At 35.4% G+C, this 15,714-nt stretch carries 8 protein-coding genes; 4 read left to right on the top strand and 4 right to left on the bottom strand.

Annotated elements, in window-relative coordinates; translation table 11 throughout:
* Positions 1-266: 266 nt before the first annotated feature.
* From HOO91_02680 to HOO91_02665, 4 genes are all read right to left on the bottom strand, one after another.
* Positions 267-2,354, bottom strand: a complete 2,088-nt coding sequence (locus HOO91_02680) for a S9 family peptidase (protein NOU16447.1) — start codon at positions 2,352-2,354, stop codon at positions 267-269.
* Between the two features lie 179 nt (positions 2,355-2,533).
* Positions 2,534-5,626, bottom strand: a complete 3,093-nt coding sequence (locus tag HOO91_02675) for a tetratricopeptide repeat protein (protein ID NOU16446.1) — start codon at positions 5,624-5,626, stop codon at positions 2,534-2,536.
* 475 nt (positions 5,627-6,101) lie between these two features.
* A complete protein-coding gene (locus HOO91_02670; protein NOU16445.1) occupies positions 6,102-9,455 on the bottom strand; it encodes a SpoIIE family protein phosphatase in 3,354 nt (1,117 codons plus the stop codon).
* A gap of 229 nt (positions 9,456-9,684) precedes the next feature.
* On the bottom strand, positions 9,685-10,434 hold the full coding sequence (locus HOO91_02665) for a DUF169 domain-containing protein (protein ID NOU16444.1): 750 nt from the start codon (positions 10,432-10,434) through the stop codon (positions 9,685-9,687).
* 721 nt (positions 10,435-11,155) lie between these two features.
* Here HOO91_02665 and HOO91_02660 point away from each other — a divergent pair.
* The 4 genes from HOO91_02660 (at position 11,156) to HOO91_02645 (ending at position 15,618) form a co-directional block, all read left to right on the top strand.
* The gene (locus HOO91_02660) at positions 11,156-12,418 is read left to right on the top strand and encodes an Nramp family divalent metal transporter (GenBank protein ID NOU16443.1); all 1,263 of its coding nucleotides are present in this window, start codon (positions 11,156-11,158) and stop codon (positions 12,416-12,418) included.
* 114 nt (positions 12,419-12,532) lie between these two features.
* Entirely contained in the window at positions 12,533-13,459 is a 927-nt protein-coding gene (locus HOO91_02655) for an SPFH domain-containing protein (protein ID NOU16442.1), read from the top strand.
* 374 nt (positions 13,460-13,833) lie between these two features.
* Positions 13,834-14,430, top strand: coding sequence for a hypothetical protein (locus tag HOO91_02650; protein NOU16441.1), 597 nt, complete (start codon positions 13,834-13,836; stop codon positions 14,428-14,430).
* 81 nt (positions 14,431-14,511) lie between these two features.
* A complete protein-coding gene (locus HOO91_02645) occupies positions 14,512-15,618 on the top strand; it encodes a L,D-transpeptidase (GenBank protein ID NOU16440.1) in 1,107 nt (368 codons plus the stop codon).
* Positions 15,619-15,714: the final 96 nt, after the last annotated feature.

Raw genomic sequence — 15,714 nt, 5'->3', positions numbered from 1 at the left:
TAATTCAGACCTCTTTGCTTTTAGATATAATTAACGTCAGTTCGAAAAAAGGAATTACATTGAAAAGAAGAGAAGTTAAGGTGTTACACATTGTAGATTTTGCATTTATGCAAAATCTACAAATCTCTGTGTTCTCCGTGTTTCTCAATATCAATGTACATCATTATGGCAAGTTTGCATCCTATTAAAACGACCATTATGTTAAATCCAGAATTTAAGACCTCTGTGTTAAAAATTATATCCAACTCAGGTTCGTAAATACCTTACTACTTAACTTTTAGCCATTTATCGAGCCAACCAAAGAACTCTCTTTGCCAAAGAATTCCATTCTGAGGTTTAAGTACCCAATGGTTTTCATCTGGAAAAAATAAAAATTTGCTTGGAACTCCTAATATCTGAGCCGAATTAAATGCTGCCATACCCTGTGTGTACGGAATACGGAAGTCTTTACCTCCATGTATAATAAGGATTGGTGTATCCCAATTCTTCACAAACTTATGTGCGCTTTGAGCGTAGCTATGCATTGCAACATTATTGTCACTTTCCCATGGCGCTCCGCCAATTTCCCAATCATCAAAGAACATCTCCTCTGTAGTTAAATATTCCATTTCGGAGTTAAAAACACCACAATGAGCGATAAGTGCTTTGAAGCGTTTATGATGATTTCCCGCTAACCAGAATACGGTTTGTCCTCCATAACTAGCACCAACTGCGCCTAAATGATCTTTATCTACCCATGGATCTTTACTTATCTCGTCTATTGATGAAAGAAGATCTTTCATCTCCTGTCCACCATGATCTTTACTAACTTGATCAGTCCATGCTTGTCCAAAAGTTAAGGTTCCTCTTCTACTTGGAGCAACAACAATGTATCCGTTCGACGCCATTATTGAGAAATTCCAACGATAACTCCAGAATTGGCTCACGGGGCTTTGAGGTCCGCCTTCGCAGAAGAGTAGGGTCGGATATTTTTTTGTTTTATCAAAATTTGGAGGTAGAATAATCCAACTATGTACCATTTTACCATCGGTAGATTTTACCCATCGTTTCTCAACATTAGGCATAGTGAGTTGATCGAGAATATCCTTATTGATAAAAGATAATTCTTCCTCCTTACCAGTTGATGGGTTGATAGAATAAATTTCAGCAGGTTTGGTAATATTAACTTTATCGCCAATCAGCTTATTACCTGCAATTACAGCTGAATGGTAATCATGATTTCCTTGGGTAATAGGTTTTAACTCATTAGTGGTTAAATCCATCCTATAAATCTGAAATGTTGCTTCAACACCAGCAATCATATAAATAGTCTTTCCATCAGGCATCCATTGTATGTTTGATACGGAGTAGTCAAAGTTTGGAGTTAAATATGTCTTTTGACCTGTTGGAATGTCCATTACGAAAAGACGATCTTTATCTGCCTCAAAGCCCGCACGCTCCATCGATAGCCATATCATTTTATTGCCATCGGGGGAGAACACGGGGCATTTGTCGTACCCAGGCATACCCTCGGTAAGGTTTTTTACATTGCCATTCTCTAAATTATATAGGTAGATATCGGAGTTGGTGCTAAAAGCGTATGCTTTCCCTTTGAGTTTTTTGCAGGTGTAGGCAATCTGTTTTCCATCGGGAGTCCATGATATTTCCTCCATTCCACCGAAAGGTTTTTGAGGGCTATCATAAGGTTCTTCTACCATTATATCCTTGGTGTTTTTAACCATACCATCGGTAAAATCGGCAACAAAAACGTGGCTGTAAAGTCCATCCTCCCATGTATCCCAATGCCTGTACATCAAATCGGTAATAATCATTCCACTTGCTTTTGAAAGATCGGGGTATACATCGGCAGTGTTTTTATCAATTTTAACCTCACTAATGAATAGGATTTTATCGCCTTTTGGGGATATTTGAAAACCATTAATATCGGATTCAAATGATGATATTTTTTTCTTGTTGTTTCCGTCAACGTCAATTGTCCAGATTTGGGCTGTTTCACCTTCTGTTGATAGATATGCAATTTGGCTATCGCTAACCCAAACTGGGTTAAACTCATGAGCGCTTGTAACGGTTAGCTGTTTTTTATTACTACCATCGGAATTCATAATATAAATATCTGAATTACTTTTGTTCTCCTCAATTGAGTACCAACTTACGGTGTATGCAACGAGGTTTCCATTAGGTGATACTGCGGTTTCGCCTAATCTACCAAACGACCAGAGGACTTCGGGGGTTAAGATTCCATTTTCAATCTTTAGCTTTTTAGGACCAATGACCGATTCTGTAGGTTGCTCCTTTTTGCCGCAGGAGAACAATAGGAGAGTCATAGCTACACCAACAAGAATTTTTTGGTTCATATGTAAATGGTTTAAGGTTTTATTAGTGAAAGAAGTATGACTAGGAATAAAAATTAAAGTTTAATGATAAGAGTTCCGAACTTTTAAAAAGTTCGGAACTCTAGGGTTTAAGGATGGTTGTTCTTTTACAACCCTGTCAGAGTTTTAAACTCTGACAGGGTTATAGGCCGTTGCCAGCACTATTTTGATTTACACTCCTCGTAATTCTTTTTTATTTCCTCAATATCTATTTCTCCTTCTTTTACATCTTTACATAGCAACAATGCTTTCTCGAACAAAGGGATTGCTTTATCCTTTTGCCCATTGTAACTATATGCGTTTGCCATGTTTTGGTAGATGTTTGCCCACATGGCATCAGTAGGGGTATTACTTTTCTCTAAAAGTTCAAGTGCCAGCTGGTAAAAATTCAATGCTTCTTTACACTTACTATTTTCAAAAATAAATAATCCATAGCTATTCAGGTATTCTGATTTTTTATAGGCTGATAATTCCGAAAAGTGTGTCTTTTCCATATAGCTTAGCCCATTCTCCTTATCGCCTTTTGTAATAAACAGCAACCCGATATTTTCATTGGTAATTATGGTGCTGGGGTGATCTTTTTCGAATATTTTTTCCAGTATAGCTAATGCTATGCTATAGTACTCTAATGCTTTGTCGTAATCGTGTTTTGCATCGTACATCCCACCAATGTTACTATATGAATTAGCAGTAGTGGAGTGTTCTGTGCCGAATACTTTTTCCTGAATGGCTAATGCCTTTCCGTAGTACTCCAACGCTTTGTCGTAATCGTGTTTTGTATCATACATCCCCCCAATAATATTATAGGAGGTGGCTATGGTGGAGTGTTCTGCACCGAATACTTTTTCCTGAATGGCTAATGCTTTGCAATAGTACTCCAACCCTTTGTCATAATCGCCCATCTCGTGATACAACAATCCAATGTTAATATACAAATTGGCTGTACTAGAATGTTCTTTATTTGATCCTTTTTCCAGAATAGCTGATGCTTTGCCAAAGTACTCCAATGCTTTGTCACAATCACCTTTTCCTTTATACACAACTCCAATGTTACTAAACGTATTGGCAGTGCTGGGGTGTTGTGTGCCGAGTACTTTTTCTCTAATAGCCAATCCTTTGTGGTAGTACTCCAAGGCTTGGTCATAATCTCCTTTATCACTATACACCTCACCAATATTATTATACGAGGTGGCTGTGAGAGGGTGTTCTGTGCCGAGTACTTTTTCATAAATGGCTAACGCTTTGTCATAGTACTCCAACGCTTTAACATAATCTCCTTTTTCCTTATAAACCAAGCCAAAGTTTTTATATGAAGTAGCCGTACTGGGGTGGCCTTTCCCGAGTACTTTTTCATAAATAGCCAATGCTTTTCTATGGTATTCCAATGCTTTAGTATAATCGCCCTTTTCCTTATAAACTAAGCCAATATTATTATAAGAAGTGGCGGTGTTGGGGTGCTCTTTCCCGAGTGCTTTTTCTTGAATAGTTAACCCCTTGCGGTAGTACTCTATGGCTTGGTCATATTCACCCTTATCACAAAATACCGAGCCAATGTTACAATACAAAATGGCTGTACTGGGGTGATCTTTTCCGAGTACTTTTTCATTAATAGCTAACCCTTTGCGGAAGTACTCCATGGCTTGGTCGTATTCACCCTTATCATAATACACCGAGCCAATGTTACAATACAAGATGGCTGTGCAGGGGTGATCCTTCCCGAGTACTTGTTCTTGAATAGCCAACCCTTTGCGGAAGTACTCCAAGGCTTGGTCGTATTCGCCTTTATTACAATACACCAAGCCAATGTTACTGAATGAGGTGGCTGTACTGGGGTGGTCTTTTCCGAGTACTTTTTCCTCAATAGCCAACCCTTTGCGGTAATACTCCATTGCTTGGTCATAATCACCTTTATCATCATACACTACACCAATGCTATTATACGAGGTGGCCGTGCTGGGATGATCTTTTCCGAGTACTTTTTCATTAATAGCCAACCCTTTGCGGTAGTACTCCAAGGCTTGATCATAATCATCTTTCTCATGATATACCAAGCCAATGTTGCTATACGTATTGGCTATGTTGGGGTGGTCTGTACCGAGTACTTTTTCCTCAATAGCCAACCCTTTGCGGTAGTACTCCAGGGCTTGGTCGTAATCACCCTTCTCATCATATACCGCACCAATGTTATTATATGCACTAGATTTTAAAGTATCATTCGTATTGTATGTAATTAAATTAAGATAAAGAGCAAGGCTCTCGTCATAATTTGCTATATCAGAATAGATTTGTGCCTTTAAGAATAGGTAATCGATATTCTCGCTATCATACTCTAATGCCTTGCTAATTTGGGATAGGGCTACTAAATTATTGTAGTTATTGTGACTATTTTGAGCTTGTAGGTAGGAAGCCTGCGCAACTTCTTTTAATTCTTCCCTAATTTTATCTTCTTTCTTCGTTCTATAATCCCCTAATACTTTTTGGTAGCCATCGTTATCGTACTCCTCCAATTTCTTGTTGGCCTCCTCCAATGCTTTGGTAAAATCGGCATCGGTGGTTCGTTTTTTAAACTCTTCGAGCACTACCTTTAATTTATCGTTTTCTATAATTATCTTCTCATACCTTTCAAAAAATTTATCGGAGCTAAAAACACCCTCATCGGTAATTTTATCATAAATTTTGGTGACTATATCAAGCGTTGCTTTATCGTATTTCAAAAGCTGCTTTATTTTGTCGTTCAGGTTAGGTAGGCTTCTTATGTATTCGAGAAATTTTTGGGCATCCTTTTCATTGTGCAAGTTGTATTTTTTAATGCCGTCTTCGCCTTGTATTATGGTAATAGTATTATTATTCCCGTGTGTCCCGCTTATTCCATGTTTGATTAAATTACCAGAAGACGGCCCAGCCTCTTGTCCTTTAGGTTTTTTCTTTAGGAATTTTATTCCTCCCCAAAGCATCACAATTAATGTGGCTATGGAAACAAGTAAACCAAGCAGGTTGTTGGTTTTGGATATCCATTCACGGAATCCGCCTGATTTTGGGGTTGACACTGTGTTGTCTTTTTTATTATCCAGTGTAACTTGAGTGTTATTGTTGTCGCCTACTATATTGTTATCGCCTTGTATTACGGTAGTAGTATTATTGTTGCCCTGCGTCCTGTTTATTTCGGTTTTTTTTGAACTATCTACAGGCTGCTTTGATACTTGCCCTACCGAGGTGGCATAAATAAGGATAAGGAGTATGGTAAGTTTTCTCATCTGTTTTATATTTATCTATTGTATATGGTGAAGCGTCTAAAGGTAGCTTACAACCGTTTTACATTTTATCCTCTTATACATAAATATATCAAAAATGTTTGAATATGGTTGTGTTCTATTAAACGGGTGTGTGTTTTATGCAAATGGTTGATTTAAATAACCTCCCAACCAATTTACCTCCCTTACCCCACCTTGAAAAAAGAATCAACAAATCTATGAAATATGTCAAAGAGCTTTTCCCCTATGCCATTTGGCACAAATATATAGGGGGCTTTAACAGATTTTAGTGATTTGTTTGATTGGAAAAGGAGGGCTAATTGAGAACTGTATTTGGGTTTATTTTCTGGAGGAAAAGGATGTACAAGGGAATGCTGTTTTAGTATAAATATCATATAATGCGATAAACATATCACATTTAGCGATTATTTGGCGGAGTTAGGAAGAAAGTGTAAGAGAGTGTATAGACTATCGTTGATTAGTCACGATCTTCAAGCAATCGGAGGCCAAGGACAGTTATATCGTCACGCTGAGAAGTATTTCCTTTAAATCCTTCAAACATCTTATTGATTTCTACTCCCATTTCATACATAGGTTTGTCTACATGAGCTAGTATTGATGCATGAAAACGACTTGCTTTATATTTTTTCCTGCTTTCATTGTTTTGATCGACAATCCCATCGGAGTTTAAAAAGATAATATCATCTGGGCTCAGGTAAATTCGATTATTTACAAATTCTGGATCAACTTCGGGCATTATGCCTCCTATTGTTTTTCGATTCCCTTTAAGGGTTTGAATATTATGAGTACCTTTTTGGTAGTAGTAAAGCATGCGGTTAGCACCTGCAAAAGTTATTATGTACTGATTTGAAAGTTTAGGTTCAATTAGGCATAAACAGGCATCCATTCCGTCAAAACTATCGCTAACATCTTGTCTCAATGCTTGATTTACAGAGATGTTAAGTTCGGTTAGAATTTCTGCAGGGCTATGAATCTTTCGTTCGTTAACAATTTCACTTAAAATACGACTACCAATCATGGACATGAATGCTCCAGGAACCCCATGTCCTGTGCAATCTACAACTGCAACTATTATTTTCTCCGATTGTTTTGTTTTGGAGGTAATCCTTGATATCCAGTAAAAATCTCCTGATACAACATCCTTGGGTTTATAAATAATAAAATGCTCAATTCTATCTTTCAAAATACTTAAATCGGGAAGAATAGCTTGCTGAATAGTTTTGGCATATTCCAGACTTGCCGTTATTTGTCGGTTTTGTTCATGAAGTTCATCGCGTTGAACTTGCATTTCTTCCTTTTGCTGCATCAGCTCCTCATTCTTTTCTACAATTTCATTATGGTACTCCAAAATTTCCTTTGTTCTATCTACCACAAGAGCCTGTAATCTGATATTTGACCTCTTTAACAGTTTGGTTTTAACTGTTACATAAAGCCAAATAAAGCTGATTAAAGTAATTAGAAGAAGTGTATACGAAAAAGCCGTTTTATACCAAGGGCGTTTAATGGAAAATGAGTAGGATGCAACTGGACTTTCGGAGTCAAAAATATTACGAGCTTTAACAATAAACTTAAAATTACCAAATGGGAGGTTTGTGTATTCTTTCTTTTGATCTGTAGACCATTCGCTCCACTGCTTATCATAACCCTCAAGAATGTAACTGTATTTCATGCTTTGGTTTTGCCCAAAAAAGGGTGATGAGAAATAGAATATTACTGAATTCTCATTGCTATGAAATTTTTGAATAGTGTTATTGGTTTGAGAAAAATTGGTACTTCTGTATATTGAACTATTGTTAGACGAAGGTACCGCTCCATTAAATATAAGTTTAGATTGATTTGCAACAATTCGCCTGATTAGCACCTTAGTTATAGATTGGCTGTTCACCCTAATATTGCCATCAAATCTATAAAGTCCATCCGATGACGCTATCCAGTTTATGTCACCCTCCTCATTAAAAACATTATTAAAAACCATATCGGGAATTGTCCTAAACTGTGCAGGTACTCTACGATAGGTATTATCCGGATATTTTACAGCTCGTTCTATCCATCTATTTGGATTATTCTTATATACCTCAAACCATAAATTACCTTTTGTATCCTGATTAAGAATTTTTATTCCCGTCTTCCCTTCAGTGAATTCTACTCCAAGGCTTGAGTCTGGCAGAAAACGATCATTTATATAATCAAACTGGCAAAGCCCCTTTTCTGTGGAAACTTTTAAAGACTTATCGATTAATGATAAGTTTATTACATCGTATTTAGGTGAGAATGGAAGTTGATTATAGAACTTCAGATGTTCAGAAATAAGTTGGTAGGGATTAACAACATTTATCTTATGAATTCCTTTATAGCGTTCAGTATACCATAAAAAGCCATTTTGATCTTCGATTAATGAATAAACTTGACTTCTAGTATCTTCTAATCGCCCCAGAAACATCCATTTCCCTTTTACACATTTTAAAACACCAATTCCATTAATTAAGCCAGCATATATAATGTTTGGAAATACTTTTGATTGGAATAATTTGTAGGTACCATATTTTCCATTCTCAACTTTAATAGCGGCATTCCCTTCTATTTGGTAAATACCATCGGCAGTTCCTGCAAGTAATGATGTTTTATTATCACTTGAAGTAGCATTTAATAAGCAAAAAGAGAATTTGGCAACTCCTTGTACCTCCTGAAATTCGTTATTGGCTAATCTAAATATGCCAATATTAGTTGATAAGTATATCGTTCCTTGATATCGAGTAATCGATAGTAAAGTGCCCCTTAGTCCCGAATTATCATTCCAATTTGTTAACTGTGAGTTAATTGAAGTATAAGATATCCCGTTGTTAAGTGCCATCCAAAGGTTTTCTTGATTGTCTAAAAACAGACCCCAAACCGCTTCATCTTGTAGATTTGATGATTGATTTATTTTTCGGAGGATTTCGCCATTCTTGTTTATCAGCACAACACCTTTTCTTGATGTACTTACTGCAAAATTATTGTTAGGGAGACTTATACCGTTATAAACCAAGTTTTCTTTAAAAAACGAATCATCGGATGTTTTAAATTTACAGAGGATAGAGTCCTTATGAATTATTGTATCGGCTCTAAAAGCATTAATATTATAAGTATAGAAACCATTTAATTGTGTACCAACAAGAAGTTTATCATTGTTATAGGGAAGTAACAAGTAAATCAACTCTTTTGAGATTTCATGAGCTTGGGGCGCAAGTTTCAAGGAATCGTTTTGTAAATACGTTAAACCGTAATCGGGTTGATTTACAAAAAGTTTTCCCGAAACAAAATAAGCTCTATGAAAGTAGGTCTTTGGTTTCCAGACTCTAATATTTCTCTCCTTAATTTGAATCAAATGCTGATTTGAACTAAAAAATACACCTTCTTTTGTAGCAAAAACTTGCCTTACAAGTCCAATTGATGAACAATTTGATGGAAGTCTGCTAGCTAGGGAATAATATCTCATTGATCCTGCTGAATCTGCTGCCAGATAACCAAATTCATCCTGACCCCCAACCCAAATACGGCCTTCACTGTCAATATCAAGGCATCGAGTAGTTGCATCATTAATAGAGATTTGCCGCCAATTGCTGCCATCGTATTCTAAAACCCCATCGTTATTGGCAACATAAATGAGACCACGCAAATCTTGAACAACGGCCCAATTTTGCAAATGTCCTTTGTAATCTCTGTGATTAAAATTATGAATAGGATACCTACCCAGCTCCTGGGCAAAACAACTCAGGGATAGAGAGATTGAAGCAATACAAACAATAAAACGAAATGTTTTACAAAATCTCATATATCAGTAAAGATCAGCGAACAAGATATTATTTTTTATATCAAAAATTTATTATTCTGATATTTTTTTTACCAAAATTACCTAGCCCCAATTCGTATACGATATATTAGAGCACAAAGTTTTTTACAATTATGATAAAGGTAATATATGGAATTGTGATAACTAAATGAAAATTAAATAATTATATATATTGTATATTACACTTGGAATAGCAAACTTTATTAAAAACCTACTTTACAAATCTTTGTTTTACCTTATCCCACGTTGGTGTAATTAGGAAAGATTCCTCCATATAGCCAACAATTCTAACGAATTTTTTAAATGGAATAGCAAATGAAAGCGTATTAACAGGAACACAGGGTCTGGCTGATGGATCGAACATACCAAGAAAACATTTAGGATCTTCTTTATCCTTTTCAAGGTAAGGATAGTGAATAATTGAACCACAACCTGCGCTAAAATGAGTTAGTACCCCTTGTGGATCAACCTGATCGTAATTGGCAAGTGTAAAGAGCCCTGAAAGTATTTCGGGTTGAGCAAAGAAAACGACAACATCCGGTTCGTCAGTCTCGCTTAATTTATCCCATCGTTTAAATACAAGATTTTTCCCTTGTACTGGAAGAGGAACTAGGTTCTTTTGAGTTTCATCAACAACTTCGGGTGATATTTTATACCGCTCCCCTCTGACTTTTCCTTCAATTCCACAAGAAAGAAAATAACGAAATGTTGGAGCTACCTCTATATTATAGCCAGTATAGCGTTTTGCACCACCACAAATAACAGAATCAGCATTATAGGCCAACGATTGCCCATTTCTCACTTTGGCTAGTTCGCATATTAAACAACTCCAACCCTTTGGTGGGGTCACTTGCTCAGCACCTCCATTTTCGTTTGAAAAATAAAAGGTTATCGGTAAATCAGCATTACCGAAATATTTAGCCCATAGACTAATGAAATTATCACGCAGAATAGTATCCATAAAACATTATTAATGTTTGAATTGACAAATAATTATTATATCAATGATCTGGTAATCTTTTTGGTGGATTTTTGTGACTTGGTGATTTAGTGGCTTTTTATATTTTTTAGTCACCAAAACTCAAAAGCACCAAATTGCACCAAATCAGTAACCTAAAAATATCGGTTAATAATTTACCGTACTATTGTATTTGAAGAAACAATAATAAATGATTTTCATTGACCAACAAATAGTGCTAATCAAATGTTTTACTTGAAAGAAAATAAACTACCTCGCAGCAGAGCTGTCGAGGTATTATTTGGAAGCCATTTATTCTATCGAAGCAGAGCTTCGAGGAATTAACCTAAAGAGATTAAAATCTTTGAGGTATAAATGTAAAGATATAAATTTGTGAATTAAAGTCTTTTATCTATTAGCCTTTGCTTTGTTTAGGATAAAACTTTACAAAATCATTTTTCAACAATTTGCGAAAAGATTTATTAATACACTGAAGCTATCATTAAAATGAACATTTTACAATTCAATGGTTCGGTTATCTTTTTGGTGGATTTTTGTGACTTGGTAATTTAGTGGCTTTTTATATTTTTTAGCCACTAAAACTTAAAAGCACCAAATTACACCAAATCAGTAACTTAAAAATATCGGTTAATAATTTACCGTACTATTGAAAATAATATAGATGTACTTTATTGTGATTTGAATTGATACCATAATATTATATATGTTCAAGTTCTTATCTAAAATTGACCCTGTTGGTCACAAACCTCGGCTTGGTGCTGAGGATATTTTTAAATATATAGGACCGGGTTTGCTGGTTACCGTTGGTTTTATTGATCCTGGCAATTGGGCGTCAAATCTTGCAGCTGGGGCTGATTATGGGTATACACTATTATGGATGGTTACCCTATCAACTTTTATGCTGATTATACTTCAGCATAACGTAGCACATCTTGGAATTGCAACGGGACTATGCCTTTCCGAGGCTACAAGTACCTATTTACAGCCTAAGTATGCAAGAACTTTGCTTGGAACGGCTATGTTGGCCTCAATATCTACTTCGCTTGCTGAAATTCTAGGAGGGGCTATTGCTCTTAATATGCTCTTTGGTATACCAATAAGAGCAGGAGCGTTACTAGTTTTGATTTTTGTTGTCGTTATGCTTTTCACAAATTCATATAAAATGATAGAAAAGTGGATAATTGCTTTTGTTTCTATCATAGGTTTGTCATTTGTTTACGAACTTTCTTTAGTTAACATAGATTGGAATCATGCCATTCAATCATGGGTCACCCCTTCCTTCCCCGAAGGCTCAATGATTGTTATTATGAGCGTACTTGGTGCTGTTGTTATGCCCCATAATCTTTTCCTCCACTCAGAGATAATACAGAGTAGGCAATGGAATCTTTACGATGATAAGGTTATTAAAAAACAACTCAAATTCGAATTTTTTGATACTCTTTTCTCAATGTTAGTTGGTTGGGCTATAAATAGCGCAATGATTCTTCTTGCTGCTGCAACATTTCACAAAAATCAGGTTCATGTTACCGAACTTCAGCAAGCCAATCAATTATTATTCCCTTTATTAGGATCAAATGCTGTTGTTGTATTTGCAGTCGCACTCCTATTCGCTGGGGTTGCCTCAACAATTACTTCTGGAATGGCAGCAGGAACAATATTTGCCGGAATATTTAAAGAACCTTATGATATTAAGGATAACCATTCAAGACTAGGTGTTGCAATATCGCTTATAGTCGCATTTCTAATCATTCTATTTATATCAAATCCTTTTAATGGGCTAATAATATCCCAGATGGTATTAAGCATACAACTACCTATAACAATATTTTTACAAGTAAAACTTACATCTTCAGAAAAGGTGATGGGAAAATATAAGAATACTCATTTTATGCGCATACTTATTTATTCTATAGGAATTGTTGTTACGATATTAAATATAATGCTATTCATCAGTCTCATCAGTTAACGTGTATACTATAAATTGGAGTGTGTAAGAAAAAGATATAAGTAGATTACATATCTTATATCCCTATTTTTTTCTTACTTTTATAACTTAATAAACCAATAAACTACTTCAATTATGTACACACCATTTATTTTTATCGCAGCTGGCGTAATTTTACTGCTATCAGGATTTGTAACAGTTAAACAGGGTTATGTTGCTGTAGTTACAGTATTTGGCAAATATCGCCGCATATTGACCCCAGGGTTGAACTTTAAAATTCCCCTAATTGAGGTTATTTACAGAAGAATTTCAATTCAGAACCGCTCAGTGGAACTCGAATTTCAAGCTGTAACACAAGATCAAGCTAATGTGTACTTTAAAGCGATGGTTCTATATAGCGTTATTAACCAAACCGAAGAAACCATCAAAAACGTTGCGTTTAAGTTTATCGATGAAAGAAACTTAATGCAAGCACTTATAAGAACTATTGAGGGAACTATTCGTAGCTATGTTGCAACAAAAAAACAAGCAGAAATTCTAGGTCTTCGTACAGAAATAGTTCTTGAAGTGAAAAAACACCTTGATCAAACTCTTGAGCAATGGGGTTATCATCTAATCGATTTGCAGCTGAATGATATAACCTTCGATAAGGAAATTTTAACTTCAATGGCAAAGGTTGTAGCATCAAACAATCTTAAAGCCGCAGCCGAAAATGAAGGTCAAGCACTGCTTATAACAAAAACCAAAGCAGCTGAAGCTGAAGGAAATGCTATCAAAATCTCTGCTTCTGCCGAGCGTGATGCTGCTACCATGAGAGGTCAAGGTATCGCATTATTCCGTGAAGAAATGGCTAAAGGTATGGCGAATGCTGCAAAAGAAATGAGTGATGCAAACCTTGACTCATCATTTTTACTTTTCTCCATGTGGACAGAGGCTATTAAGCACTTTGCCGAAACAGGAAAAGGGAATGTTATTTTCTTGGATGGTTCAACAGATGGAATGCAAAAAACTGTTCAACAGCTTATGGGTGTTATGAAAGTTAGTGAAGACGTTAAAAAGTAGTTTTAAATATCTCCAAAGAGTTTTGTGAATCTCTATGGTATTTTTAAAATCAATATTTTTCGTCACAAAGCGGTGCTATTTCTACAATTTGTAGATATTTATCACTGTATTGGCTTGAAAATAATAGCTAATCATTAATCAATTTTTGAAAAAGCATTTTTTTTAAACCTTCCTATAAATCCGTAATTAACTGGAATGCAGAGATTATTACAGGGCTTCTAGCCTAGTTTTTTTAGCACAATGTATAAATTATACTAAAAAAAGTTATTGTTATTTCTTTTAATATTTATACATTTGCGCCGTGTTTATCTCAAAAGAGATTTTAAAATTCAATCCATAGTAGAAAACAAACCTAAGTATTAAAAAATTAGAAAATGAAGAACAAAGTTTTAATGGGATTAGCAGCTATTGTAATGGTTGCTTTCCTTTCAAGTTGTGGAAAAGTTCCACAAGAACAAATTAATGCTGTAAACGCAGCTATTGACAGTGCAGCAAAAGTTGAGGCTGGTATTTATTTACCAACTGAATTTGCAGCAGTTCAAGATTCAATGAAAACTATTAATGCTGATGTTGAAGTTCAAAAATCAAAACTTTTCAAGAAATTTGGTCCTGCTAAAATTAAACTTGAGGCTTTATTAGTCCAAACTAAACAACTTGTAGCAAATACAGCTACCAAGAAAGAAGAAGTTAAGAAAGAAGTTGAAACTACAATGACTGACATCAAAGCTATCATTGAAGAAAACGCTAAACTTTTCAAAAAAGCTCCTAGAGGTAAAGAAGGTGCTGCTGTTCTAGAGCAAATTAAAACCGAGATGGCTACTATTGACGCTTCTGTTGTTGAAGCTCAAGGTATCTATGATAAAGGTGCTTACATGGATGCTTTAAACAAAATTAAAGCTGCTAAAGAAAGAGCTACTGGCATCAATACCGAATTAAAAGATGCTATTGCTAAAGTTAAAGGTAGAAGATAATAAGTAATTAATTACTTGTGTAATATACAAATCCCCGGGTAATGCTCGGGGATTTTTGTAAAGAAGCGAATCTAGATTGAGATGAGAACAATTTATGTTAAACTATTGGTTTTATTTGCTGTAGTTGGTTTTATTACGTTAATCGTTTATTTACTTATTATAAAATTTCCCCACCCCCCAATAAAGGAAGTTAAAAAAGCCAGAGTAGCCTTATCAAAGGCCTTCAAAAATAGAGCAGATACTTATTCAAACGATATATATAGAGAGGCAAAAGCAAATTATGATTCTGCTATGGTAAATTGGCAAAAAGAAAATGCCAAATTTATTTACTTTAGAAATTACAATAAAGTTTCAAGTTTTGCCAAACTTGCAATTAAGAAGTCAGAACGGGCTGGTGAAACATCAACGTTAAGCTTGAACTCATATAAAGTAAAACTCAAAGATAAAATAGAGGTTTTAAATAAACTCGTTGAAGATATAAACTCTTACTTTAATCGTTACCCTTTACCTACAGATGTTAGAAATTCTATATCAAAAGGAAGGTTTCAATTAAAAGAGGGGGAGATTGATTTTGAAAAGGGACAATTTTTGTTGGCTAACAAAAAGTTAAATAATGCCGAAGATTTGCTGTCATCTGCCTATGAGGAAGCTTACTCGGACCTTGAACAATATCTGAAATCCTACCCGCGATGGAAAAAATGGGCAGAATCGGCGATTAAAGAATCAAAGAAAAACCAAGATTATGCTATAATCGTTGATAAATTGTCAAGAAAGTGCTTTGTTTACCATAAAGGAACCAAAAAGTATGAGTTTGACGTAGAACTTGGTAGGAATTGGATTGGAGATAAGAAGAAGATGGGAGACAAAGCAACTCCAGAAGGGATGTACAAGATAATCAACAAATTTTCGGGTACAAAGTATAATAATGCTCTCTTAATTAATTACCCGAACGATGAAGATAAGCAGCGTTTCAATCTTGAAAAATCAAGGGGGATAATACCTAAAACAGCTAAGATAGGTGGCGGAATTGAAATACATGGAAGCGGAGGAAAAGGGGTTGATTGGACTGAAGGGTGTATAGCTTTGGAGGATTCAGAGATGGAGGTTATTTACAGGATTGCAAATGTAGGAACACCTGTTACAATTGTTGGCTCGATTAAAAGCCTTCAACAGATTCTTACCCGATAATTTAACGAAATGGAAGATAAGTGTAGTAATTTGGAGTTAATACCTGAAGAAAAAATCGAAGAGGTTATTTCTGTGGGGCTCGAGGAAGGTGTTGAT

Source organism: Bacteroidales bacterium (genome assembly GCA_013141385.1).
Classification (GTDB): Bacteria; Bacteroidota; Bacteroidia; order Bacteroidales; family Tenuifilaceae; genus UBA8529.
The sequence above is the reverse complement of the archived record's forward strand: the minus strand, read 5'-3'. Positions and strand labels throughout refer to the sequence as shown.

Excerpts from the sequence above, each read along its gene's own strand:
- HOO91_02665 (NOU16444.1), bottom strand. The coding sequence starts at position 10,434 with ATGGATACTATTCTGCGTGATAATTTCATTAGTCTATGGGCTAAATAT.
- HOO91_02660 (NOU16443.1), top strand. The coding sequence starts at position 11,156 with ATGTTCAAGTTCTTATCTAAAATTGACCCTGTTGGTCACAAACCTCGG.
- HOO91_02680 (NOU16447.1), bottom strand. The coding sequence starts at position 2,354 with ATGAACCAAAAAATTCTTGTTGGTGTAGCTATGACTCTCCTATTGTTC.
- HOO91_02655 (NOU16442.1), top strand. The coding sequence starts at position 12,533 with ATGTACACACCATTTATTTTTATCGCAGCTGGCGTAATTTTACTGCTA.
- HOO91_02650 (NOU16441.1), top strand. The coding sequence starts at position 13,834 with ATGAAGAACAAAGTTTTAATGGGATTAGCAGCTATTGTAATGGTTGCT.
- HOO91_02675 (NOU16446.1), bottom strand. The coding sequence starts at position 5,626 with ATGAGAAAACTTACCATACTCCTTATCCTTATTTATGCCACCTCGGTA.
- HOO91_02645 (NOU16440.1), top strand. The coding sequence starts at position 14,512 with ATGAGAACAATTTATGTTAAACTATTGGTTTTATTTGCTGTAGTTGGT.
- HOO91_02670 (NOU16445.1), bottom strand. The coding sequence starts at position 9,455 with ATGAGATTTTGTAAAACATTTCGTTTTATTGTTTGTATTGCTTCAATC.